This is a genomic window from Stappia stellulata DSM 5886, assembly GCF_000423705.1.
GTDB lineage: Bacteria > Pseudomonadota > Alphaproteobacteria > Rhizobiales > Stappiaceae > Stappia > Stappia stellulata.
The window spans coordinates 270,969-293,453 of the sequence record NZ_KE384082.1; the positions used below are offsets into that span (position 1 = coordinate 270,969).

Consider the following 22,485-nt stretch of genomic DNA (forward strand, 5'->3'; position numbering starts at 1 on the left):
CACTCTTGGCGTGCGCGGACCTTGTCGATATCAGTTCCTGGGAATGGTGCTGGCTCCCCTGAGTGCCCGCTCCCGGTCATGGCGGAAGCAGTCAGCGCTCAGGGGCTGATAAGGAGGAGAAGACCGGCAAGCGACAGCGGGCCGCCGCGCAGGGTGTGCGCGTCGATCGCGGTAGCGGCAATGGTGCCAGCGGCGATCATGCGGATCTCGTTTCCCTTGGTCTGCTGCGCCGGGCATTCGCGGCGCATCCCTCAAGGGTCGCCGCAAAGCCTGACCAAATCGTTAACAATTTGGTAGCCGAAACACCGCGCCGATGCAAGCACCGGCGCGGCCTATGTCAAAGTCCGTCGGGACCGCGCTGCAGCGCCGCAACGCCCGAGCGAGACACCTCCACCAGACCGAGCGGCTTCAAGATGCCGATAAACTGCTCCACCTTGTTGGTGCGGCCGGTGATCTCGAAGACGAAATGCTCCGCCGTCGCATCGATCACCGTCGCACGGAAGGCGTCCGCCAGGCGCAGCGCCTCGAGACGCTTTTCGCCGACGCCGGCGACCTTGATGAGCACAAGCTCGCGCTCAAGCGGCTTTTCGAAGTTCCGCCGGCGGGCGTCGACCGTCAGGTTGGTGACCCGGTGCACCGGCACCAGCCGTTCCAGTTGATGGTGGATCTGCTCGATCACCATCGGCGTTCCGGTGGTCACGATGGTGATGCGCGACAGGTGCTTTTCGTGCTCCGTCTCCGACACGGTGAGGCTGTCGATGTTGTAGCCGCGTCCGGAAAACAGGCCGATCACCCGGGCGAGAACGCCCGGCTCGTTGTCGACGAGGACCGACAGCGTGTGGCTTTCGGAGATTTCGCTCACCTCGGCCATGAAGTAGGCGGACGGCGCGTTCAGGTTCTGTGCGTTCATTGTCTTTGTTCCCGCTTCTCGCTGCCGTCAGACCAGCGCCTTGCCTTCGGAGGAAATGGCCGCGGCCACCGCTTCGTCGTTGGCCTCGTCGGGCAGAAGCATCTCGTTGTGCGCCTTGCCGGAGGGGATCATCGGGAAGCAATTGGCGAGGCTGGCGACCCGGCAATCGAAGATCACCGGCTTCGGCGTCGCGATCATTTCCTCGATCGCACCGTCCAGATCGCCGGGCTTCTCCACCCGGATCCCGTGGCCGCCATAGGCTTCCGCCAGCTTCACGAAGTCGGGAAGGCTTTCCATGTAGGAGTTCGACAGCCGGTTTCCGTGCAGGAGCTGCTGCCACTGCCGCACCATGCCCATGTACTGGTTGTTCAGGATGAACACCTTGACCGGCAGACCGAACTGGACCGCTGTCGACATCTCCTGAATGTTCATCAGGATCGAGGCGTCGCCGGCAATGTCGACGCACAACGCATCGGGATGGGCGACCTGCGCGCCGATGGCCGCCGGAAGGCCGTAACCCATGGTCCCGAGACCGCCGGACGTCAGCCAGCGGTTCGGGGATTCAAACCCGTAGAACTGCGCCGCCCACATCTGGTGCTGGCCGACCTCGGTGGAGACATAGGTCTCCCGGTCCTTGGTCAGCTCATAGAGCCGCTGGATCGCGTATTGCGGCATGATGATGTCGTCGGTCGGACGATAGGCCAGCGAGTTGCGCGCCCGCCAGGTGTCGATCTGCGCCCACCAGTCCTTCTGTCCCTCGGCGTTGAGCGAATGGCCGCCGCTGCGCCAGAGCCGCACCATGTCCTCCAGAACATGACCGACATCGCCGACGATGGGGATATCGACCTTCACCGTCTTGTTGATCGACGACGGGTCGATGTCGATGTGCACCTTCAGCGAGTTCGGCGAAAAGGCATCGAGACGCCCGGTGATGCGGTCGTCGAAGCGCGCACCGATGTTCACCATGACGTCGCAATCGTGCATTGCCATGTTGGCTTCATAAGTGCCGTGCATGCCAAGCATGCCGAGCCACTCCTTGCCCGAGGCCGGATAGGCGCCAAGGCCCATCAGCGTCGAGGTCACCGGAATGCCGGTCATCTCGGCGAATTCGCGCAGCAGGTGGCACGCCGCGGTGCCGGAATTGATCACGCCGCCGCCGGTATAGAGGATCGGCCGGCGCGCCCGCGCGAGAAGCTCGATGGCGCTGCGGATCGCGTCCATGTCGCCCTTCACGCGCGGGCGGTAGCTCTTGTGCGCGACGGTTCCGGGCGCCTCGTAGGTGCCGGTGGCGAACTGCACGTCCTTGGGGATATCGACGACGACCGGGCCAGGCCGCCCGGCTGTCGCGACATAGAAGGCCTCATGCAGGATGCGCGGCAGGTCCTTGATGTCGCGCACCAGCCAGTTGTGCTTGGTGCAGGGCCGGGTGATGCCGACGGTGTCGCATTCCTGGAAGGCATCGTTGCCGATCAGATGCGTCGGGACCTGACCGGTGATGCAGACCATCGGGATCGAATCGAGCATCGCATCGGTCAGCGCCGTGACCATGTTGGTCGCACCGGGACCGGAGGTAACGAGCACGACGCCGGGCTTGCCGGTTGAGCGGGCATAGCCTTCGGCCGCGTGGCCGGCGCCCTGCTCGTGACGCACGAGAACATGCGCTACGTCATCCTGCTGGATAATTTCGTCGTAAATCGGAAGCACGGCACCACCGGGGTAGCCGAACACATGCTGGACCCCCTGATCCTTGAGTGCCTGGAGCACCATCTCGGCGCCGGTCATCTCGCGCTTCATTGTCGTTTTCCTCGATTATCGCAGCTTGCTGTCTCGACACATGTCATCGTTCTGTTCTGGCGCAACGGGCCCGCCGTCAGTGCGGCGAACAATCCGGATACGACCTTCAGGCAATAAAAAAGGCCCCCGAGGAGGCCTTGTGCGCGCTGGTTCGTCGGGAGGCGAGTGTTACCTCGTCCCGTTCGCGCGCGCCCCGCCTACAAGAATGAGCGTGAAGCCCATCATTCGTATCACTCCCGTTTTGCCGGTGTCTCGTCCGGTCCGTCCGTCGGGACTTACATCCCGCGCGCACAACCGTCACCCGACGCCGCGCAAACTAGACGCGCCCTCCCAAGGGGTCAAGCGCTATGTCAGGAAATTTCGCATTGGAACGGTAAAACTTGTCGAATGTTGCAGCCATCCGGCTTCTCACGGCCATTTCGGCAGATGCGCCCGCCTCCTCCCGGCCGGCCGCCAGTCTGCATGCGGCCGGAATATCCCCAGCTTCGCAAGTCAGGCGGCGCGAAACGCGAAAACCCTCTTGCAACGCCCCGCAGGGCTTTGTATATACCCACTCCACGGCGCGGGCCATTGCCGCTCCCGCCGTGTGGCCGCATTGGCCGTGGGTGTATAGCTCAGTTGGTAGAGCAGCTGACTCTTAATCAGCCGGTCCTGGGTTCGAATCCCCGTGCACCCACCACTCTCTTCTCCTTGAAATGACAAGACTTCCTTCGCAAGGCGCGTTCACTGCGCCGTGAGCAAGCCGTTGCGATGCACGCTCCTGCCGTCAGCCGGGCACCTGCCCCTGGCTTCGCGCGTGAAACACGAACCCCAGAAAATTCAGCAGGATCTGCGCCGCGAGGGTCGCGGTCGAGCCTGTCTGGTCGTAGTCCGGCGCCACTTCCACCAGGTCGATGCCGACCACCTCGTGGCGACGGCTGAGCGCCTGCAACATCTCCAGCACCTCGTAGTAGAGAAAGCCGCCGTGGCTGGGCGTTCCCGTTCCCGGCGCGATCGAGGGACAAAACCCGTCGATGTCGAGCGTGACATAGACGCGCGCGCCGTCCGGGATCCGTGCGATCACGCCCTCCGGCCCGAGCTTGCGCATCTGGCGCACCGACAGGATGTCCGAGCCGAAACCGCGCGCCGCCTCATAGCCGTCCCGCGTCGTGGAAGACACGTTGCGGATGCCGACCTGGGTCAGCCCGGTCACATAGTCCTTCTCCGCGGCGCGACGCATCGGATTGCCGTGACCGTTGCGCACGCCGTGGCGCTCGTCGACGAAATCGAGATGCGCATCGATTTGCAGAATATGGATCGGCCCGTGCCCTTCAAAGGCATCGATGCAGGGGATGTTCACCGAATGGTCGCCGCCAAGCACCACCGGAAAAGCCCCCGCCTCCAGCATTGCGCGCACGCCGGCCGCGATATTGGCATGGCTCGCCACCGTGTCGGTATGCACGATGTCGGCGTCGCCGAGATCCACGATCCGAACGCTCTCGGGCAGATAGGTCACGTCGTCTTCGTGGTCATAGGCCCCCGCATGACCGAAGGAAAACAACGTCGACGCCTCGCGGATGGCGCGCGGCCCGAAACGCGCGCCGGGGCGAAACTGCGTGCCGAAATCGAAGGGCGCTCCAAGCACCGCAACATCGGCGTCGATTCGCGACCAGTCCTCGCAATAGGGACGCTTGCCGAAGGTCGCGATCCCGACGAAGGGGAGGTTCAGCCGGCCCGTCTGGTTGGAATGTCCGCTCATTTGTTCCCGTCTCCCCTTTTGCGACGCGGCATCCTGTCAGGATCGGCGGACGCTCGCAACGCACGCGCGTTTCCTGTGACAAGTATCAATGTGGAACTTTCATGCCTTTGGAATAAGATGACAATTCGGAGCTTTTCGCCGATGGGCGGCAAAAGGCATCCCCGGGAGGACACGAATGTCAAAATCACTTTGGGCGGCCATTTTTTTACTGGCCGGTACCCTGATCCACACGCAGGGCGCACAAGCCCAGACCATCGGTTTTGCCGATGCCATCAAGATCCTGAGTTCGAGTTGCGGCGAGGATATCCAGAAGTATTGCAAGTCCGCCAACATCGGCAACGGACGCATCCAGAAGTGCCTTGCCGAGAATGAGGCGCGCATTTCTCCCCGTTGCAAGGCGGATTATGCAGGCGTCTACGTTTCCCTGCAGACCCGACTTGCCGCGCAATCGGTCGTGATGAATATCTGCGATCGGGACATCCGCCAGCTTTGCAGTGGCGTTCAGCCGGGCAAGGGGCACGTTCTGCGCTGCCTGTTGAAGGCCGAACCCTCGGTCAGGGCCGCGTGCAACCAGGCCATCGACGATGCCGGTTACCGCTGAACCTTTCCCCGATCGATCGCACCCCTTTGGAGGACGCGTTTTGAAAATCTCCCGAGTTCTTTCGGCCTCGCTTGTTGCCCTGCCGCTGGCCCTTTCCTTTGCAGCAAGCGACGTGCAGGCGCAGACCCAATTGTCGCGCAACGAGATCGTCAACAGCCTGCAGGGCGCCCAGAACAAGGCGGAAATCAATGCCGCCGATGTTCGTGCCCAGGCGCTGCAGAACATTCATCAGTTTCCCGGCGACAATGCGACCACGTCGCTGCCGATCTCCGCGCAACTTGCAAGGCTGCGCCAGTTCAACGTCGAGATCACCTTCGATTTCGATTCCGACCGGATCCGGCCGGAATCCTATGAGACCATCGGCGTGATCGCCGATGCCCTGCACACGCCTTATCTCTGGGGGCAGATTTTCTTTGTCGTCGGCCACACCGATGCCAAGGGAAAACGCGAGTACAACCTGAAGCTCTCGCAACGCCGGGCCGATGCGATCCGCGAGGCGCTGGTGACGACCTTCTTCGTCCCCCCCGAACAGCTGGAGGCCATCGGCCTTGGCGAAGAGCAGTTGCGCGACCCGTCCAACCCGGACGGCGCGATCAACCGGCGCGTTCAGCTGATCAACGTCGGTTTCTGACCCGTCGCACAATCAACCGGGGCCGCCTTGACCGGCCCCGGTTGGGCGGGTGACTGAGTGCCACCCCCGCCCCCCGAAAGGCGAAACCGTGAACGAGGTGATGCCCCTCAGCCTGCGGCGCTGGATCGCGGCATAGTGCAATGCGATATCAAGGCCTTCCGGACCTGCTGGCGGTTGGACCGCAGTCCTTCGTCGCCGGGTGTTTCGGTGCGGCCTGGGCGCGCGCGGCAATTGTCGAGGAACACACGCCCGACACGGATCTGGAGCGCAGCGCGGCATTGGGCTATCGCGCGGCGATCGCCGGCATCCCCAGTCTCGACATCATGTCCGTGACAACGCGAGACCTCGCGGGTCGGCAGATGGAACTTCCCTGCGAACGCCTCATTGTGCCGCTGAGAACCGCCAGCGGCTCCTTGCCGACCGGATGCGTGACCGCAAAACTGAAACCCATCCGATGGATCGAGGACGCGCGCCGGGAGCAACTGCGTGAACGCGCAAGCGCGGACCGCTGGTTCGGTGGCATTCACTGAAGGGCGCCCGCCTCCCCTCCTGCCACACGATGGTTGAAGCGCCGGCGCATCCCTATATGCTCCGCACACGTTTTCCGGTGATCGGGGACGCGCCCTCTGTCGTGATGCGGCCTCCCCGTCCAGGTTTCCAGCAAGCAAAGACCCATTGATGTCTCCGATCCTGAAGATCTCCAATCTTTCAAAGACCTATGACACCGGGTTCCATGCCCTGAAGGGCATCGATCTCGAGATCAAACGCGGCGAGCTCTTCGCGCTGCTCGGCCCCAATGGCGCCGGCAAGACGACCCTGATCAGCATCATCTGCGGCATCGTCAACGCCAGTGGCGGCACCGTCACTGTCGACGGCCATGACATTGCCCGCGATTTCCGTGCCGCCCGTGCCGAGATCGGCCTCGTGCCACAGGAACTGACCACCGATTCCTTCGAGACCGTCTGGGCGACGGTGAACTTCAGCCGAGGCCTGTTCGGCAAGCCGAAGAACCACGCGATCGTGGAAAAGGTGCTGAAGGACCTGTCGCTGTGGGACAAGCGCAACAACAAGCTGATCACCCTGTCCGGGGGGATGAAACGCCGGGTGCTGATCGCCAAGGCTCTTGCCCATGAGCCGCGCCTGCTTTTCCTCGATGAGCCGACCGCCGGCGTCGACGTGGAGCTGCGCCGCGACATGTGGCGGGTCGTCCGGCGCCTGCAGGAGACCGGCGTCACCATCATCCTGACAACCCACTACATCGAGGAGGCGGAGGATCTGGCCGACCGCGTCGGCGTCATTAACGGCGGCGAGATCATCCTGGTGGAGGACAAGATCGAGCTGATGCGCAAGCTTGGTCGCAAGCAGCTCATCCTGCATCTTTCCGAGCCGCTGGAGGCTGTCCCCGAGACGCTTGCAGAACGCGGTCTGGAACTCGGCCAAAACGGCGAAACCCTGGTCTACACCTATGACACCCAGGCCGAACGCACCGGCATCACCACGCTCCTGAAGGATCTGCATGCCGCCGGTATCCGCTTCCGCGACCTGCAGACGCGACAAAGCTCGCTTGAGGACATCTTCGTCAATCTCGTGAAGGCCCCGTCATGAATTTCCACGCCATCAAGGCCATCTACCGTTTCGAGATGGCGCGCACCGGCCGCACGCTGTTCCAGAGCATCGTCTCGCCGGTCCTGTCCACATCGCTCTACTTCGTCGTCTTCGGCGCGGCCATCGGCTCGCGCATCGACGAGGTCGACGGCGTCAGCTACGGCGCCTTCATCGTGCCCGGGCTGATCATGCTGTCGCTGCTCACCCAAAGCGTCAGCAACGCCTCCTTCGGGATCTACTTCCCGCGCTTCACCGGCACGATCTACGAGGTCTTGTCGGCGCCCATCTCCTATCTGGAGATCGTCATCGCCTATGTCGGCGCGGCGGCGACGAAATCCTTGTTGGTCGGCCTGATCATCCTGGCAACGGCCCATCTGTTCGTGCCGCTCGACATCCAGCACCCGGTCTGGATGCTGCTGTTCCTGATCCTGACGGCGGTCACTTTCGCGCTTCTGGGCTTCATTCTCGGCATCTGGGCCGACAATTTCGAAAAGCTGCAGTTCGTGCCGCTGCTGGTGGTCACGCCGCTCGCGTTCCTGGGCGGGAGCTTCTATTCGATCAACATGCTGCCACCCTTCTGGCAGACGGTCACGCTGTTCAATCCGGTGGTCTATCTGATCAGCGGCTTCCGCTGGAGCTTCTACGGCCAGGCGGACGTGAGCATCGGGCTGAGCGTCTTCATGACGTTCCTGTTCCTGGTGATCTGTCTTGCCGTGATCAGCTGGATCTTCAAGACCGGCTGGCGCCTGAGGGCATAGGCGCGTTGCCACGGCGCGCGAACGACGGCGACGTCAAGGGAGGGGGGCATGACAAGCGACGAGCGGGCGACCTCCTCGGGCCGCACCTATGCAGCCTCCGTGACCCTGGTGCGTCGCTCCCGTCGCTACGCCGATGCGCCGCCACCCAACGGCTTTCGAGATGACATCGAGGACTGGCTGCTCACCGCAGCGCTCGACCAGAGCGATCTCCTCTATCTGTTCGAGGATTTCGTCTGGCGGCTGATCGATGCCGGCCTTCCGCTCGATCGCGCGAGCCTCCACATCGGGACGCTGCACCCGCAGCTTTACGGCTTCGGCTTCAATTGGGAGCGAAACGACCGGCTGTGCGACGAGATCAAGGTGGCGCAGGAAACGCTTGCCTCCGACGCCTATCGCAAGAACCCGCTCTACCAGGTGATCGAGCATGGCGAGACGGTGCGCACCCGCATGTCCGACGCGCGCGCGGTCGCGCGTCATCCGCTGGTGGCCGAGCTGGCGAGGGCCGGCTTCAGCGAATATGTCGCAATGCCCCTGAGAACAGGCGGGCGCTATCACAATGCCATGACCGTCGCCACCAAACGACCGGAAGGCTTTCCGGCAGAAAGCGCCGACCGCTTCATCGGTGCCTTGCGGATCTTCGCTCTTCACGTCGAACGCTACATCGCCGAAAAGCTCGCCGCCAATGTGGTGACGACCTACCTCGGTCGCGCGGCCGGAGAACGGGTGCTCGACGGCTCCATCCGGCGCGGCGACGGGGTCCCGATCGACGCCGTCGTCTGGGTATCGGACCTGCGCGGCTTCACCGACATGACCGACCGCCTCGATCCGGGCATCGTGATCAGCAGCCTGAATTCCTATTTCGGCGCTGTTGTGGAAGCGATTTCGAACGCCAACGGGGAGGTCCTGAAATTCATCGGCGACGGCCTGCTTGCGGTCTTTTCCTACGACCGTTTCGAAAGCCCCGAATCCGCTGCCGACGCCGCGCTTCACGCCGCGCGCGCCGCGCTCGCAGCGGTCGATGCGCTTTCCCGGACCGACGGCGGAAAGTCCCTTCCACCGCTTCGAAGCGGGATCGGCCTGCACGAGGGCCGTGTGTTCTTCGGCAATATCGGAGGCGTGGAACGGCTCGACTTTACGGTGATCGGGCGCGCGGTGAACACGGCAAGCCGTATCGAGAACCTTACCAAGACACTGGGCCGTCCGATTCTTCTGTCCGAGGCTGTCGCGCGGCTGGTCACGACACCGCTTGAGGCGATGGGTCCGCATCCGTTGCGCGGCGTGAGCGACGCGGTCGCGCTTTATGCGCCGAAGGAGGCGTGACCGGGCCTCACGCACAGATAGAGGCGTGACCGGGCCTCACGCACCGAAAGACGCGGACCGGGCCTCACGTACCGAAAGAGGCGTGACCGGAATGCGACCGCTCTGCTCGCAGCGGTTCAAACGGCAACCGCTGCCTTGATATGCGGGTACGGATCGTAACCGGTGAGGGCAAAGTCCTCGAAGCGGAAGGCGAAGAGGTCTTTCACATCCGGGTTCAGCGTCATCGTCGGCAGGGCGCGCGGCGCGCGCGAGAGCTGCTCGCGGGCCTGGTCCAGATGGTTCAGGTAGAGATGCGCATCGCCGAAGGAATGCACGAAGTCTCCCGGCTGATACCCCGTCACCTGCGCCACCATCATCGTCAACAGCGCATAGGAGGCGATGTTGAACGGCACGCCGAGAAACACGTCCGCCGAACGCTGGTAGAGCTGGCAGGAGAGCTTTCCGTCGGCGACATAGAACTGGAACAGCGCATGGCACGGCGGCAGCGCCATCTCGTCGACGAGCGCCGGGTTCCAGGCCGACACCATCAACCGGCGGCTGTCCGGCGTTTTGCGGATCATGTCTATGAGCTTGGCGATCTGGTCGACCGAGCCGCCGTCGGGCGCGGGCCACGAGCGCCACTGATAACCGTAGACCGGGCCGAGGTCGCCGTTCTCGTCGGCCCATTCGTCCCAGATACGAACGCCGTTTTCCTTCAGGTAGGCGATGTTGGTGTCGCCGGCGAGGAACCACAGGAGTTCATGGACGATGGACTTCAGATGAAGCTTCTTGGTCGTGACCATCGGAAAGCCGTCCGCGAGGTCGAAGCGCATCTGATGGCCGAAGACGGACAGCGTACCCGTGCCCGTTCGGTCGGTCTTCGTCGTCCCCTCGTCGAGGATCCGCTGCATGAGGTCGTGATACTGGCGCACCTTGCCCGTCCCGTCCGAAGGTCGATTCGTCTGAGACCGGAGTGTCGCGCGCGACTGCGCCAACGACAAGCGCGCAAGAGGCGCGGCAGGAAGCCGGGCCGCGTTTCACCCGCAATCCACCGCGTGCGCGTCGGCAAAGGCACGTGCGCAGTCTATTTCTCGGCGAGATCCGGCCAGTTTCCGTTCGCCGTGGCGATGAACCCCGGGACATCCGCCTTCCAGCGCGCCTGGATATCGTCGTTGTAATTGAGATAAAGCCGCCCCTCGACGATGTCCCAGTTCTGCGGATCACCCTTGGCGAGCTTGCCTTGCGCGATCGCCCAGGAACAGTAACCGCCATAGGCCGGGGCGTATTTTTCCGGCTCGGCCAGAAAGGCCTCGCGGTTGGCGGCGCTGGCGAAGCGCCATTCGGCGCCGCGGTGGGTCGCGGTGAAGTCGCGCGATCCTTCCACGGGCTTGCCTTGCGTGAAATAGGCGACCGGATCGTAGCCGCCGACGGCCACGCCATCGACGATCCCGGTGAAGACCGGGCCGGTATCGGTGTCGCCAAACCCGAACCACCCGGCGCGCGCCGCACCAAATCCGGCGGCTGTCGCCCCCCCGGCCAGCACGGCACCTGCAATCAGAATTCGACGTCTGGACAAACCTGCCATGGCTGCCGCTCCTCGGTGAACGCGATAATCGGTGCAAAGCCCCCACTCGCCACAGACTACGCCGGCCCAATCCGCCGCGCCAATGACACCCACTCACAAGCGCGCGAGACAGACCCCTTTTCATCCGCAAGGGGACTGCCTATATTGTGTCCTGTCGGCGCAAGCTGACTATGACGATAAACGGACTGCGTAATAAGCCTATCGGACCCGGGGGCGGTACCCGGCGCCTCCACCCAAGCCCGTCTCGCGAAAGCGGAACAGGCGGGCTTCGGGGGGGCGAAATAGGATCGACGAGGGTGTAAAGGCTTTTCTTTCGTCCGGCATGGTTCCGCCGTTATCGGGCCGTCTCAATAGTTGCAAATGACAACTATGCTATGGACAACGCTGTCGCTGCGTAATGCAGTGCCGGTAGTCCACTAAGTCCTGCTGGTTAGCACCTTCAGGCGGGGTCCGGAGGCACCTGGCAACAGAAGCCTCCACTTCTTTTTCGCCTGACTTTTGACGTCGGAAAGCGCGGTTTCCCGTGTCCTGAACGCCTTCGGGACATCCCTCTTGCGGCGACGGCGCAAAAGAATGGCGCAAGGCGGCCTGGAAGCCTTTTCATCTCGCCCGCCACAGGCCATGTTGGGCGCCAGAGTGATTCCAAAGACCGGCAGTTGCAAAAAAAATGGCCGAAGACCTGATCCGCTACGACATCGTCATTCAGGACGCGCTTCGCGGCGCCGTTCGCAAGATCCTGACCGAGGTGGTCCGCATCGGGCTGCCGGGCGAGCACCATTTCTACATCGCCTTCGACACCAACGCGCCGGGGGTACGCATCTCCCCGCGCCTGCACGAACGCTATCCGACCGAGATGACGGTGGTGCTTCAACACCAGTTCTGGGACCTGACCGTGACCGACCATGCGTTCGAGGTCGGCCTGTCGTTCGGCGGCATTCCCGAAAAACTGTTCGTCCCGTTTTCCTCGATCAAGGGGTTCTTCGACCCGTCCGTGCAGTTTGCGCTGGAGTTCGAACCGGGCAAGACAGCGGAAGAGCTTCCCGACGAACTCGTCGATGCCGCGCGCGACCAGGAGCGGGCGGAAGCCACGCTGTCGGAAATCGACGATGCGCTGTCCGGCGACGCCCCAAAGCCCGCCAAGTCGAAAACCGACAAGGCCAAGGGCCGGAAGCCGGCCGAAAAGACTGCAGACGCCAGCGCCGACGATGCCGACAAGACCAAGGACGACGATGCGGCGAGCGCCGACGTCGTGTCGCTCGACGCCTTTCGCAAGAAGCCCTGACCGGGCTTGAGCGGGCACGGCGATGACCGGCGGCGACATCATCAATCTGCGCAAGGCCCGCAAGACCCGCAAACGGCGGGACAAGGAAACGCGCGCGGCTGAAAATCGTGTGGTCTTCGGTCGCACGAAAGCCGAGCGCGACCGCAGCAAGTCGGAAGCCGAACGCACCGAGCGCCGGATCGATGCGCATTTGCGCAAGGCCGAGGCGGCCGGAGACGAAGAGCGCGGGAATTGCGCGCGCGCGCCCCTGACAGACACACCGGACGCGGACACCGACGCATGAGCGTTGCCGCCGCAGCCTGCGCCTCGCGCGGCGGGGAAATCTCGTGCGACTGGTAAAACGCTCCCTCACCCTGCACGGACACCGGACCAGCCTGGCGCTCGAACCTGAGTTCTGGGAGGCGCTGGACGCCATGGCCGCGCGCGATGGCGTGAGCCTGCCGACCCTAGTCGCCGGCATTGACGATGCGCGACACCTCGATCCGGTAAGCGATGCGCCTGCCCTTTCCTCGGCCCTGCGTGTGGCGGCCCTTGCCTTCTACAGAAACGGCGGCGCGATGTCGTGACGACGCGGTTCGAAACCGCGTCCACGCGCTTCGGGGCGTGGGCCCGCCCTAGCGGTCCGGCGTGACGTCGATGAAGACCGGCGGATCGAGCGGGGGCAACAGGCGCAAGGGCTCGCCCGTTTGCGAGTCACCCGGTTCCGTTTCAGACGGCGCCACCTGCCCTGTCGCGTCGATCTGTTCCAGAGCCGAGCGAATCCTGTCGCCGAAGCCGGTGTCGCCAGACGGCGCTCCCGCCCGACCCGGTTCGGACTGCGCCTCCCGGCTCCTCGGCATCGCCGGTGCCGATGGCGCGGATGGGCGCGCGACCGCCGGAGCGCGCGGGGCGGTCGGTGCCGTGACGCCCGGGCTCGCGGGAGAATCGATCGCGGGTTCCCGCGGAGACGCCGCCGCCTCGTCCCGGACCTCGGGCCGGGGTTGGGGCGCAGCCGGTTCCGGATCGCCCTCAAGCCGCTTCTTGGCATCTTCCCGGCGCTTTTCGCGTTGCAGCTGCAAGGTGCGCTCTTCCATGGCGCTTTCGCGCGCATCGATTTCCGCCTGTAGCTCCTCGATGCGGCGCACCTCGCGTTCGAAGGCGCGCAGGGTCAGGAAGGCGGTGAAGGGTGCGATATCGATCGTCCGCCCGGGATCGGCGAGCGCACCGGAAAACACCAGCCCGACCTCGGGCTCCGCGCCGGTAACCGCCTCCGCGCCTGGATCGACCTTGAGCGAGAAATCGCTGTCGATCGTCCGCGCATCGAGATCGATCTGGGCATTGCCGAAGACGGTGGCGCGGGCATTGTCGAGCGTCACATTGCTTACTCGCACCACGCCGCCGGCAACGGTCGCGCCCGCCTCAAGCGCGGCAAAGGGCAGCCGTCCCGCGTCCAGATAGCTTTCGAAGGCCGCGCGAATGGCCTCGTCATCCAGTTCCAGTCCGGCATCGGCCGCGCGGATCACCAGATCGAAGGCCTGAGGATTGACGCCCCGGATTTCACCGTCGCGGATGGACACGGTCGCTCCGCCGGACAGACCCGACACGATCCCGGCCAGCGAGCGCCCCGTGCCCTCCAGATCGAGCGACAGGTTCATCCGTCCCGTAGCCACCGGACGGGCGTTGCGACGCCAGATGAAATCGCCGAGCGCACCGTCCTCGACACGCAGCGACGCCGTGAGCCCGGCCTGCCCGCCGGTACGCTTGAGGGCGAAAGCACCCGAAAGCCGCCCGCCGGCAAGGCCCGCCTCCGCCACGTCCAGCGTCAGAGAGTGTTCCTTCAGACCCAGCGTCCCGCTCATGTCGCTGGCCTCGAGACCTCCGGCAAGCGGCATGCGTGCGGCGGTCACGTCGAGCGCGATATCCACGCCCGTCACGACCGGTGGACCGAAGGCAATCGCCGGCCACTCCGCACCGCTTCCGGCAACCGTCAACTGGTCGGCGCCAAGCAGAAGGTCGCCGAGCGCTGCCGGATCGAGCACGGAAAGCGCTGCGGTCCCGCGCAGCTGCGGCAGCAGGTTGGAAACGTTGCGCCGGAGATCGACCTCAAGATCGGCGTCCACCTCGGTGCCGGCGACCCGTCCGGACAGGCCGCGCAGCGAAAAGGCGTCGCCCTCTCCCTCCAGTGTCGCCACCAGATCGACATCCCCGACGGAACTCGACAACGACGGGAGGCGCCCCGTCACAAGGGTAAGCGGCAGGAGATCCGGCGCCTTGGCGCGAAGATCCGCGTCGTAACCTGCCGGTGCGCCGTCGGGCAGGCGCAACGTGCCGACGCCGACCAGCGACGCATCGTCCAGATAAAGCCGTGCGTAGCCGTCGAGCCCCTGCTGCGCGATGCCCGCGCCGCCCAGCTCGATCCGCGCCTCGCCGAGCTGCGAAACGGGAAGGACGGTCAGGCCCAACTGGCGCAGCAAGTCGCCGCCATCCGCGGCAGTGAAGCCGGCCTCGAAATCCAGATCGGCATCGCGCCACGCGTCCATGCGTCCGCGCAGGCCGAGGCCGACATCGACCGCGGTGCCGCCCGCGGTGCCCGACACGGTAACGGTCGCCTGTGTGCCGGCTTTCGCATTGCCACCCGCCGCCTCGCCCTGGAACGCGACATCGAGCCTGGCTGGCGCGAAGAGCTCCGGCCGGTCGGTGAAGAGCGCGAGCGTGTCGGCGTTCGGCAGCACGGTTTCCAGAAGCGTCGCGACACCGCCCAGCCGGTCGGCATCGACCGTCAGCTGCATGGCGCCTGCCGGAGCGGTGGACAGATCTGTGATCCGCCCGCTTGCGCCGAGCCGCGCACCGGCAAGGTCGGCCACCGTCAGATCCTCGATGGCAAGCGTATCGCCCTCGTAGGACGCGCGCAGCGCAATCGACGAGGCGACGAGATCGCGCACTTTCAGCTTTTGTGCAAAAAGCCTGAGCGCCACCTGGGTTGCGCTCTTGCCCAGGTTTTCGAAAATGCCCTTGTCACCGCCGAGGAAAAGCCGCGCCAGCAACGCCGCCTGATCGGCATCCAGCAGATCGGCATCGAGATCGGCTTCGAAGACCGGCGGCCCGCTGCGCGGCTCACGATAACTGATCGCCCCGCGTCCCTGCTCACCGGCAAGTTCGAACACGAGATCGGTGAGCGCCAGCCCGGCGGGCGATGCCTCGATCCGGCTTTCCAGTGCAAAGGGATCGACGACGGCATCGAGCACGATGCCCTGCCGCCACCAGTCGGCGAAGACATTGGGCTGGGCGACAGACGCCGCGAAGTCGCCCCTAAACCCCGCGCGCGGGCGAAGTTCCAGATCGCCGCGCACGAGAAACGGGCTTCGGCCGGGCATTTGCCCCGAGACCTCGGTCAGCCGCCAGCCGCTCGCCAGACGCTCGGCTTCAAGCCGCACGTCCTGAACCAACCCGCCGCCGGCCACAACGGCGGGCACGTCGAGCGCGATCCGCCCGTCGATCGGCGGATGCGGCAATCCCTGCAGCGCGGTCAGCAGCAGGCCGCCCGCCTCGCCCGGCGAAAGCGGGTCTTGCGGCCCGCGGCCGGCGATCCGGTCGAGATCGATCTGTTTGGCCGCGCCGGTGAAGTCGAAACGGGCCGGCGTGGAAAAGGCAACCTCCAGACCGCCTTCCAGCGTGACCGGACGGTCTTCGGGACCGTAGCGCAGGGTCGCCTTCGACAGAACGAGCCGGGCAACATCGAGCGCGAATGTCCCTTCGCTGACCCAGCGCGGTGCCACTGTTTCCTCGGTCATGACGGAGTTCAGCGTATAGGCGCCTTCATAGGCGGGCCGCCCCTCTTCCAGCGAGACCTTCCCGTCCATCACGAGGTCGACGGGGACGGAAACCGGCGTGATCCCGGCCCTGAGCCGCAACGCGCCCTCGGCATCGCGCCGTCCGGTCGCCAGCACCACGGTCGCGCGCCGGCCCTTGTGGCTCACCATTCCGTCGAGCTTGTAGGGTCCCAGCAGCGAGCGCGCGCCGACCAGCAGGTCGATATCGTCGAGGACGTGGCTTTGCCCGCTGCGCGCATCGATCACGGTCACCCGTCCGTCGCGAATGGTCGCGCGTTCCAGCATCACCAGATCCGGGTCGACATCGCGCAGATAGCCATCGCGATTGAGGCCCGTGAACCAGTCGAGACGGCCCTCTTCGTCGAGCGAGAGCCGCAGCGACGGTTCGTCGAGCGTCATGTCGATGATCCTGACCTCGCCCTTCAGAAGTGGCGGCAGTTCGATGCGCACGCCAAAGCGCGACACGGCGAGCAGCGGATCCTCCGGTTCGCCGACGCGCACGTCCGAGAAGGTCAGCGTCGGGGTCGGCAGCAGGCGCATCTCCGCATCGCCCATCACCGCGACACGGTGACCGAGCAGGCGTTCGCCGTACTCCTCGAAGGTGCTGCGATAGGCGGTCCAGTCGACGAAGAACGGGCCGATGAGCGCGGCGAGAAGCACCGCGATCACGCTCAGGCCGATCGTAATGTAGATCGAATTCAGAAGCCTTCTCCCTCAATCATGCGCGTGGAAATCCCCATCGCGCTCACGCCGCCGGCACGATCTTGCCGGGGTTGAGAATATTGTCGGGATCGAGTGCCGTCTTGATGGCGCGCATCACGCCGAGGCCCGCGCCATGCTCGCGCGCCAGATATTTCATCTTACCCTGCCCCACGCCGTGTTCGCCGGTGCAGGTGCCGCCCATCTCGATGGCGCGCCAGTTCAGCCGTTCGATGAAGTCTTCCGTCGTCTCGATTTCCTTCGGATTGTCGGTGTCGACGAGAACCAGAACGTGGAAATTTCCGTCGCCGACATGACCGACCAGAGGCGCCGTCAGGCCAAGGCGCTCGATATCGCTGTTGGTTTCGCCGATGCATTCGGCGAGCCTGGAGATCGGCACGCAGACATCGGTCGACACCCCCTTGGCGCCGGGCCGCAAGCCCATCGCCGCCCAATAGGCATCGTGGCGGGCCTTCCACAGCTTGGTGCGGTCTTCCGCCTGTGTCGCCCAGACGAAGTCGCCACCGCCGCTGTCGCGGGCAATCTCGCCGAAGAGCTCGCTTTGTTCGCGCACGCCGGCCGGCGTGCCGTGAAACTCCACGAAGAGCGTCGGCGTCTCGGCGAGGTCAAGCTTGGAATAGGCGTTGCAGGCCCGGACCTGCATGGCGTCGAGCAACTCGATGCGCGCCACCGGCAGGCCGCACTGGATGGTCATGATCACGGCGTTGCAGGCGCTCTCCAGATCGGGGAACGGGCACACGCCCCCCGACACCGCCTCGGGAATGCCATGAAGCCTGAGCGTCACCTCGGTGATGATGCCGAGCGTCCCTTCCGAGCCGACGAGCAGACGCGTCAGATCGTAGCCGGCCGACGACTTGCGCGCCCGCCCGCCGGTGTGAACGACGGTGCCATCGGCCATCACGGCCGTCAGCGCCATCACCGTGTCCTTCATCGTGCCGTAGCGCACCGCGTTGGTGCCCGACGCGCGTGTCGCGGCCATGCCGCCAAGGCTCGCATCCGCACCCGGATCGATGGGAAAGAAAAGCCCGGTATCGCGCAGATGCTCGTTGAGCCGTGTACGGGTGACGCCGGCCTGAACCGTGCAATCGAGATCCTCGGCGTTCACCTGGAGCACCTGGTCCATCTGCGACATGTCAATGCACACGCCGCCCGCCGGCGCGTTGACATGGCCTTCCAGCGACGACCCCGTGCCGAAGGCGATCACCGGCACCTTGTGCTCGGCGCAAATGCGCACGGCCTCGGCAACCTCCTCGGTGGAATGGGCGAAGATGACGGCGTCCGGCGCCTGGTTGGGCAGCCAGGTCGTCGTATGCGCATGCTGCTCACGCACGGCGGCGGCTGCGGAAAACCGCTCGCCGAAGCGCTGCGCAAGCACTTGCAGCGCGACGCCGATTCCCTTCTCGTTTCGCTCCACCGGCATTTGCATCGAGGCAAGCGTCATCGACGTCTCCAGATCCCTTGGCTTCTTACCGTTTCCCAATGGAACGGCGAGTGTGCAGCGGCGGGATTTGCCTTCGCGCGCACCCTCGGACTAGGTTTGGCGCACACTAGCAAAAACGGCCATCCCGGCCAAAGACTTCCGAGCATCGGCCTGCCTTTTGCGCCGTTTCCCATTCACCCCGAACGAAAGAGCAGGACCATGACAACCGCCTCCCCGCAGGGTGCCCCCTTCAAGGGCTCGCTGCAAACGGTCAAGAGCGAGTGGCTCGACTACAACGGCCACCTCAACATGGCCTATTACAACGTCCTGTTCGACACCTGCATCGACGAGGCTTTCATCAGTCTCGGTCTCGGGCCGGAGTATGTCGCGAGCCGCAACGCCTCCTTCTTCACCGCCGAGGTCCATCTTTGCTACCTGCGCGAGCTGGAAGAGCATTCTCCGGTGTATGCCACCGTTCAACTCGTTGATTTCGACGAGAAACGGGCGCATCTCTATCAGGAACTCTATCATGCCGAGGAAGGATTCCTGTCCGCGACCTCGGAACAGGTCTCGCTGCATGTCGACATGGGCGCTCGCAAGGTCGCACCCTGGCCCGACGATGTTCGCGAGAAACTGGAGCGGATGAAACAAGCCCATGCGGTGCTCGGCCGCCCGGAGCGCGCCGGCCGCCGGATTTCGATCACAAAACGCTAGGGCGGGACCGCCCGGCGCAAACGGATCCCGATCCATGATCCGCCTGCCAACGATAGTAAAACGCCTGCCGGTGATCGCCGTGCGCTGGATCGAGCCGAACATCCGGTTGTTCCGCACGACGCGCCTTCCGCTGGTCTGGGCGCTGGCGATCGTGATCGGCGTGCTCACGGCCGCCGCCGCGATCCTGTTTCGCCTCGCCATCGGCGCCATCCAGTGGACATGGCTTGGCTCCTCGGCGGAAACGGTGGTCTCGGCCGTGGCCGGAGTGCCATGGTGGATGGTCCTGATCGCACCGGCGGCGGGCGGCTTCCTCGTCGGCCTCTACCTGACCTTCATCCAGCCGAAACAGCGCGCCGGGGGCGTTGCCGACGTGATCGAGGCGCGCGCGCAAGGAGGACGCGGCCTTGCGCTGTGGCCCGGGCTTTCCTCCGCCTTCGTCACCGCGCTCTCGCTTGGCAGCGGCGCCAGCGCGGGTCGCGAGGGACCGGTCGTGCATCTCGGCGCGACCATCGGCACCGCGCTTTGCCAGACGTTCCGGCTTCCGGATGCGGCCCGGCGCATGTTGCTCGCCTGCGGCGTGGCAAGCGCCGTCTCCGCCTCCTTCAACGCCCCCATCGCCGGCGTGCTTTTCGCCCATGAGGTCATTCTCGGCCATTATGCGCTGACCGCCTTTGTGCCCATCGTCATCGCCTCGGTGCTTGGCACGCTGATGGCGCAGGCCTGGTTCGGCGATGTCGTCGCCTTCGTCATCCCGCAGTACCAGATCACCTCGCTTTTGGAGGTTCCCGCCTTCGCGCTTCTCGGCCTCACCTGTGCCGCCGTTGCCGTTCTCTTCCAGTTCGCGCTGATCGGCTCCGACTGGGTCGCGCGCAACATCCCCATGCCGCTGTGGCTCCGCCCGACGCTCGGCGGATTCGCAGTCGGCGCGATTGCCATCGCCTATCCCGAGGTCCTGGGCGTCGGCTACGAGGCGACCGACGCGGCGCTGAAGCACCAGCTTCCGCTGACGACGTTGCTGATCCTTCTGGTGGCCAAGACCGCGGCGACCTCCATCACGCTCGCCTCGCGTTTCGGCGGCGGCATCTTCTCCCCCGCGCTCTATCTCGGAGCGATGTGCGGCGGTGCCTTCGGCCTGATCGCCGCCGCCGTCTTTCCCGAGCTTGCCTCCTCGCACGGGCTCTATGCGATCCTCGGCATGGGCGCGGTGGCGGCCGCCGTTCTCGGCGCGCCGTTTTCAACCACGATGATCGTCTTCGAGCTGACGGGCGGCTATGCGCTGTCCATCGCCCTGCTGATCACGGTCTCGATCGCGACGGGCCTGACCCAGGCCGTTCACGGGCGCTCCTACTTCCACTGGCAACTGGAGATGCGCGGGGTGATGCTGCACGAGGGCGCCCACAAATGGCTGGTGCGTATCGTTCATGTCTCCGACTTCGTGGAGCGGCTGGCGGAGGATGCGGAGCCGGGCGAATTCGATCCGGCAGCCGGCGAGCCCTACCTTCATCTGACGGATACGCTGGAAACCGCGCTGAAGGTTTTCGACGACAGCGGCCGAAACCGACTGCCGGTGGTGGACGGGGCCGATGCGACACGGGTGATCGGCCACGCAACTCATGTGCGGGCGCTGCGCTTCTTCAATGCCGAACTGATCAACAACCAGGTCGAGGAACACCGCTGAGCGGGCGCCCCGCCCGCCTCCTCACAGCGGTGACGTCGCCTTTTCGAGCCAGGCTTTCGTCTCGGCGTCCACCAGCGGGCCGATCTCGGCCAGGACGCGGGCGTGATAGCGGTCGACCCAGGCCTGTTCGTCAGGGCCGAGCATTTGTGTGTCGATCAGCCGCCGGTCGATGGGGGCAAGCGTCAACGCCTCGAAGCCGAGCATCGCCCGTTCGCCGCCCTCGATGTCGCCCGGCCCCGTCACCAGTTCCAGGTTTTCGATGCGGATGCCGTGGCTTCCGGCCTTGTAGTAGCCCGGCTCGTTGGAAACGATCATGCCGGCTTCCAGCGCTACATGGCCGGTCTTGGCGATGCGCTGCGGCCCCTCGTGCACCGAGAGATAGGACCCGACGCCGTGACCGGTCCCATGGTCGAAATCAAGGCCGGCCTTCCAAAGATCAATGCGCGCGAGCGCGTCGATCTGTGCGCCGCTGGTGCCCCTCGGGAAACGCGCGGTCGCAATCGCAATGTGCCCTTTAAGCACCAGCGTGAAATGGCGTTTCATCTCCTTCGACACGGATCCAACGGCAAGCGTGCGGGTGATGTCGGTCGTGCCGTCTTCATATTGCGCGCCGGAATCGATCAGGAACAGGCTGTCCGGCGGAATGACCTGGTTGCTCTGGCGGTCGACGCGGTAGTGGCAGATCGCGGCATTGGGACCGGCGGCGGAAATGCTGTCGAAGGAGATCTCCTTGAGCACACCCGTTTCGGCGCGAAACGCCTCCAGCTTCTCTGCAACGCCGATCTCGTCGAGTGGGCCTTCGAGGATTGCCCTGTCGAACCAGGCGAGGAAACGGGCATAGGCAGCGCCGTCGCGCAGATGCGCCGCCCGGGCGCCGGCGACTTCCGCCTCGCTTTTCACGGCCTTGGCGCGGGTGATCGGATCCGCGCCCTCCTTGATACTGCCGCCGGCCTCGATCACCGCCGTTGCGAGCGCGTCGCCCGCCCAATCGGGATCAAGCATGACGGTCGCCCCCGCAGCGCCCATCTCCGTGAGCGCCGGAACGAGCCCGGCCGGCTCCTCGACCTCGGCAAGGCCGGACAGGTGATCGCGCACGGAATTGCTGAGCTTGCGGCCATCGATGAAAAGACGCGGGCGTCCCGTCGCCGGTAGGATCGCGAAGGAAAGCGGCAGGGGCGTATGCGAGACATCGCTGCCGCGAATGTTGAGCAGCCAGGCGATGGAATCGGGCTGGGTCAATACGAAGGCATCGGCCCGCGCCTCGCCGACCTTTGCGCCCATGCGCGCGATCTTGTCGGATGCCGCCTCGCCGGCCAGCGCTTCCGGATGGGCAGCAACGGGGCCGAGCGGCGGCGCGGGACGGTCGCTCCACACTGCATCGACCGGATTTTCGGCAACCGCAACCAGCTCGGCACCCGCCGCCACGCAGGCGGCCTTGAACCGGCGGGCGCCCGAAATCGTGTGAAGCATCGGATCGTAGCCAAGTCGCGCACCCGGCTTGAGCGTCGCCTCGAGCCAGTCCGCGGGCGGGGTCTCGATCAGATGCATCGGGGTGAAGACTGCCGTGTCGACCTGCTCGCGCACCTGAATGGTGTAGCGCCCGTCGACAAAGATCGCCGCCTCGTCGGCGAGAACAACCGCGATACCCGCGGAACCGGCGAAGCCCGTAAGCCATTCCAGCCGCGCGTCGGACGGCGGCACATATTCGCCCTGATGCGCATCGCCGCGCGGAATGAGGAAGCCGTCCAGCTTGCGCCGGACGAGGTCTTGCCGCAGCGCCGCGCAACGCGCGGAACCAACGGAGGGGTCGATCATGCTGTCGAAGGTCTGAAACATGCGCCAAACGCTAGATCAACTCAGGATCAAGCGAAAGCCGTTTGTGCACCGCCTCCAGGCAGACCGCCCAACTCCTGTGCAAGACCGCAAATATGCAACGCCATC

General features: G+C 65.0%; 20 protein-coding genes, 1 tRNA gene and 1 other RNA gene. 13 read left to right on the plus strand and 9 right to left on the minus strand.

The genetic code is table 11. From position 1 onward, the window contains the following. Positions 1–98: 98 nt before the first annotated feature. The 3 genes from G572_RS26280 to G572_RS0113605 all read right to left on the minus strand — a co-directional run bounded on the left by G572_RS26280 (position 99) and on the right by G572_RS0113605 (position 2,704). A complete protein-coding gene (locus G572_RS26280) occupies positions 99–248 on the minus strand; it encodes a hypothetical protein (RefSeq protein WP_156884612.1) in 150 nt (49 codons plus the stop codon). Between the two features lie 89 nt (positions 249–337). Beyond that, positions 338–910: an acetolactate synthase small subunit gene (gene ilvN, locus G572_RS0113600; RefSeq protein ID WP_029058948.1), complete on the minus strand. Its 573-nt coding sequence runs from the start codon at positions 908–910 to the stop codon at positions 338–340. 27 nt (positions 911–937) lie between these two features. Beyond that, positions 938–2,704 (minus strand): acetolactate synthase 3 large subunit, encoded by a 1,767-nt coding sequence (locus tag G572_RS0113605; RefSeq protein WP_029058949.1) that lies wholly within the window; start codon positions 2,702–2,704, stop codon positions 938–940. Between the two features lie 603 nt (positions 2,705–3,307). Here G572_RS0113605 and G572_RS0113610 point away from each other — a divergent pair. Continuing rightward, positions 3,308–3,383: transfer RNA gene (locus G572_RS0113610), tRNA-Lys, on the plus strand. A gap of 87 nt (positions 3,384–3,470) precedes the next feature. On the opposite strand, the gene speB is transcribed toward G572_RS0113610, so the two are convergent. Then, positions 3,471–4,442 carry an agmatinase gene (speB, locus tag G572_RS0113615; RefSeq protein ID WP_029058950.1) on the minus strand — a complete coding sequence of 324 codons (972 nt, stop codon included), beginning with the start codon at positions 4,440–4,442 and terminating at the stop codon, positions 3,471–3,473. Positions 4,443–4,617: 175 nt separating this feature from the next. Here speB and G572_RS0113620 point away from each other — a divergent pair, with 175 nt between their 5' ends. The 6 genes from G572_RS0113620 to G572_RS0113645 all read left to right on the plus strand — a co-directional run bounded on the left by G572_RS0113620 (position 4,618) and on the right by G572_RS0113645 (position 9,357). Beyond that, a complete protein-coding gene (locus G572_RS0113620; RefSeq protein ID WP_037546860.1) occupies positions 4,618–5,043 on the plus strand; it encodes a cysteine rich repeat-containing protein in 426 nt (141 codons plus the stop codon). Positions 5,044–5,083: 40 nt separating this feature from the next. Next, positions 5,084–5,674 (plus strand): OmpA family protein, encoded by a 591-nt coding sequence (locus G572_RS0113625; RefSeq protein ID WP_037546863.1) that lies wholly within the window; start codon positions 5,084–5,086, stop codon positions 5,672–5,674. Positions 5,675–5,814: 140 nt separating this feature from the next. Continuing rightward, positions 5,815–6,204 (plus strand): hypothetical protein, encoded by a 390-nt coding sequence (locus tag G572_RS0113630; RefSeq protein ID WP_029058953.1) that lies wholly within the window; start codon positions 5,815–5,817, stop codon positions 6,202–6,204. Positions 6,205–6,352: 148 nt separating this feature from the next. Then, the gene (locus tag G572_RS0113635; protein WP_029058954.1) at positions 6,353–7,279 is read left to right on the plus strand and encodes an ABC transporter ATP-binding protein; all 927 of its coding nucleotides are present in this window, start codon (positions 6,353–6,355) and stop codon (positions 7,277–7,279) included. Further along, positions 7,276–8,037: an ABC transporter permease gene (locus G572_RS0113640; protein WP_029058955.1), complete on the plus strand. Its 762-nt coding sequence runs from the start codon at positions 7,276–7,278 to the stop codon at positions 8,035–8,037. The genes G572_RS0113635 and G572_RS0113640 overlap by 4 nt, the downstream gene beginning before the upstream one ends. A 48-nt stretch (positions 8,038–8,085) precedes the next feature. Next, positions 8,086–9,357 carry an adenylate/guanylate cyclase domain-containing protein gene (locus G572_RS0113645; protein ID WP_029058956.1) on the plus strand — a complete coding sequence of 424 codons (1,272 nt, stop codon included), beginning with the start codon at positions 8,086–8,088 and terminating at the stop codon, positions 9,355–9,357. Positions 9,358–9,473: 116 nt separating this feature from the next. Here G572_RS0113645 and G572_RS0113650 read toward each other — a convergent pair whose 3' ends face one another. Both G572_RS0113650 and G572_RS0113655 read right to left on the minus strand, forming a co-directional pair. Then, positions 9,474–10,268, minus strand: coding sequence for a thymidylate synthase (locus G572_RS0113650; protein ID WP_029058957.1), 795 nt, complete (start codon positions 10,266–10,268; stop codon positions 9,474–9,476). A gap of 152 nt (positions 10,269–10,420) precedes the next feature. Further along, positions 10,421–10,921 carry a YHS domain-containing (seleno)protein gene (locus G572_RS0113655; protein ID WP_029058958.1) on the minus strand — a complete coding sequence of 167 codons (501 nt, stop codon included), beginning with the start codon at positions 10,919–10,921 and terminating at the stop codon, positions 10,421–10,423. Positions 10,922–11,034: 113 nt separating this feature from the next. On the opposite strand from G572_RS0113655, the gene ssrA reads away from it, so the two are divergent. The 4 genes from ssrA to G572_RS25980 all read left to right on the plus strand — a co-directional run bounded on the left by ssrA (position 11,035) and on the right by G572_RS25980 (position 12,769). After that, positions 11,035–11,402, plus strand: a transfer-messenger RNA (tmRNA) gene (gene ssrA / locus G572_RS25975). Positions 11,403–11,588: 186 nt separating this feature from the next. Further along, positions 11,589–12,203, plus strand: coding sequence for an SspB family protein (locus G572_RS0113660; protein ID WP_029058959.1), 615 nt, complete (start codon positions 11,589–11,591; stop codon positions 12,201–12,203). 22 nt (positions 12,204–12,225) lie between these two features. Next, entirely contained in the window at positions 12,226–12,486 is a 261-nt protein-coding gene (locus G572_RS23860; protein ID WP_037546865.1) for a DUF4169 family protein, read from the plus strand. A gap of 43 nt (positions 12,487–12,529) precedes the next feature. Further along, positions 12,530–12,769, plus strand: a complete 240-nt coding sequence (locus G572_RS25980) for a ribbon-helix-helix domain-containing protein (protein ID WP_029058960.1) — start codon at positions 12,530–12,532, stop codon at positions 12,767–12,769. Positions 12,770–12,817: 48 nt separating this feature from the next. Here the strand turns inward: G572_RS25980 and G572_RS23865 are convergent, their stop codons facing one another. Both G572_RS23865 and G572_RS0113680 read right to left on the minus strand, forming a co-directional pair. After that, the gene (locus G572_RS23865; RefSeq protein WP_342664769.1) at positions 12,818–16,714 is read right to left on the minus strand and encodes an AsmA family protein; all 3,897 of its coding nucleotides are present in this window, start codon (positions 16,712–16,714) and stop codon (positions 12,818–12,820) included. Positions 16,715–16,757: 43 nt separating this feature from the next. Then, complete coding sequence (locus G572_RS0113680) at positions 16,758–18,173, minus strand: FAD-binding oxidoreductase (RefSeq protein ID WP_029058961.1); 1,416 nt, start codon at positions 18,171–18,173, stop codon at positions 16,758–16,760. 198 nt (positions 18,174–18,371) lie between these two features. On the opposite strand from G572_RS0113680, the gene G572_RS0113685 reads away from it, so the two are divergent. Both G572_RS0113685 and G572_RS0113690 read left to right on the plus strand, forming a co-directional pair. Continuing rightward, positions 18,372–18,866 (plus strand): thioesterase family protein, encoded by a 495-nt coding sequence (locus tag G572_RS0113685; protein WP_029058962.1) that lies wholly within the window; start codon positions 18,372–18,374, stop codon positions 18,864–18,866. A gap of 34 nt (positions 18,867–18,900) precedes the next feature. Further along, positions 18,901–20,544, plus strand: a complete 1,644-nt coding sequence (locus G572_RS0113690) for a chloride channel protein (RefSeq protein ID WP_037546869.1) — start codon at positions 18,901–18,903, stop codon at positions 20,542–20,544. 21 nt (positions 20,545–20,565) lie between these two features. On the opposite strand, the gene G572_RS0113695 is transcribed toward G572_RS0113690, so the two are convergent. Beyond that, complete coding sequence (locus G572_RS0113695) at positions 20,566–22,380, minus strand: aminopeptidase P family protein (RefSeq protein ID WP_029058964.1); 1,815 nt, start codon at positions 22,378–22,380, stop codon at positions 20,566–20,568. Positions 22,381–22,485: the final 105 nt, after the last annotated feature.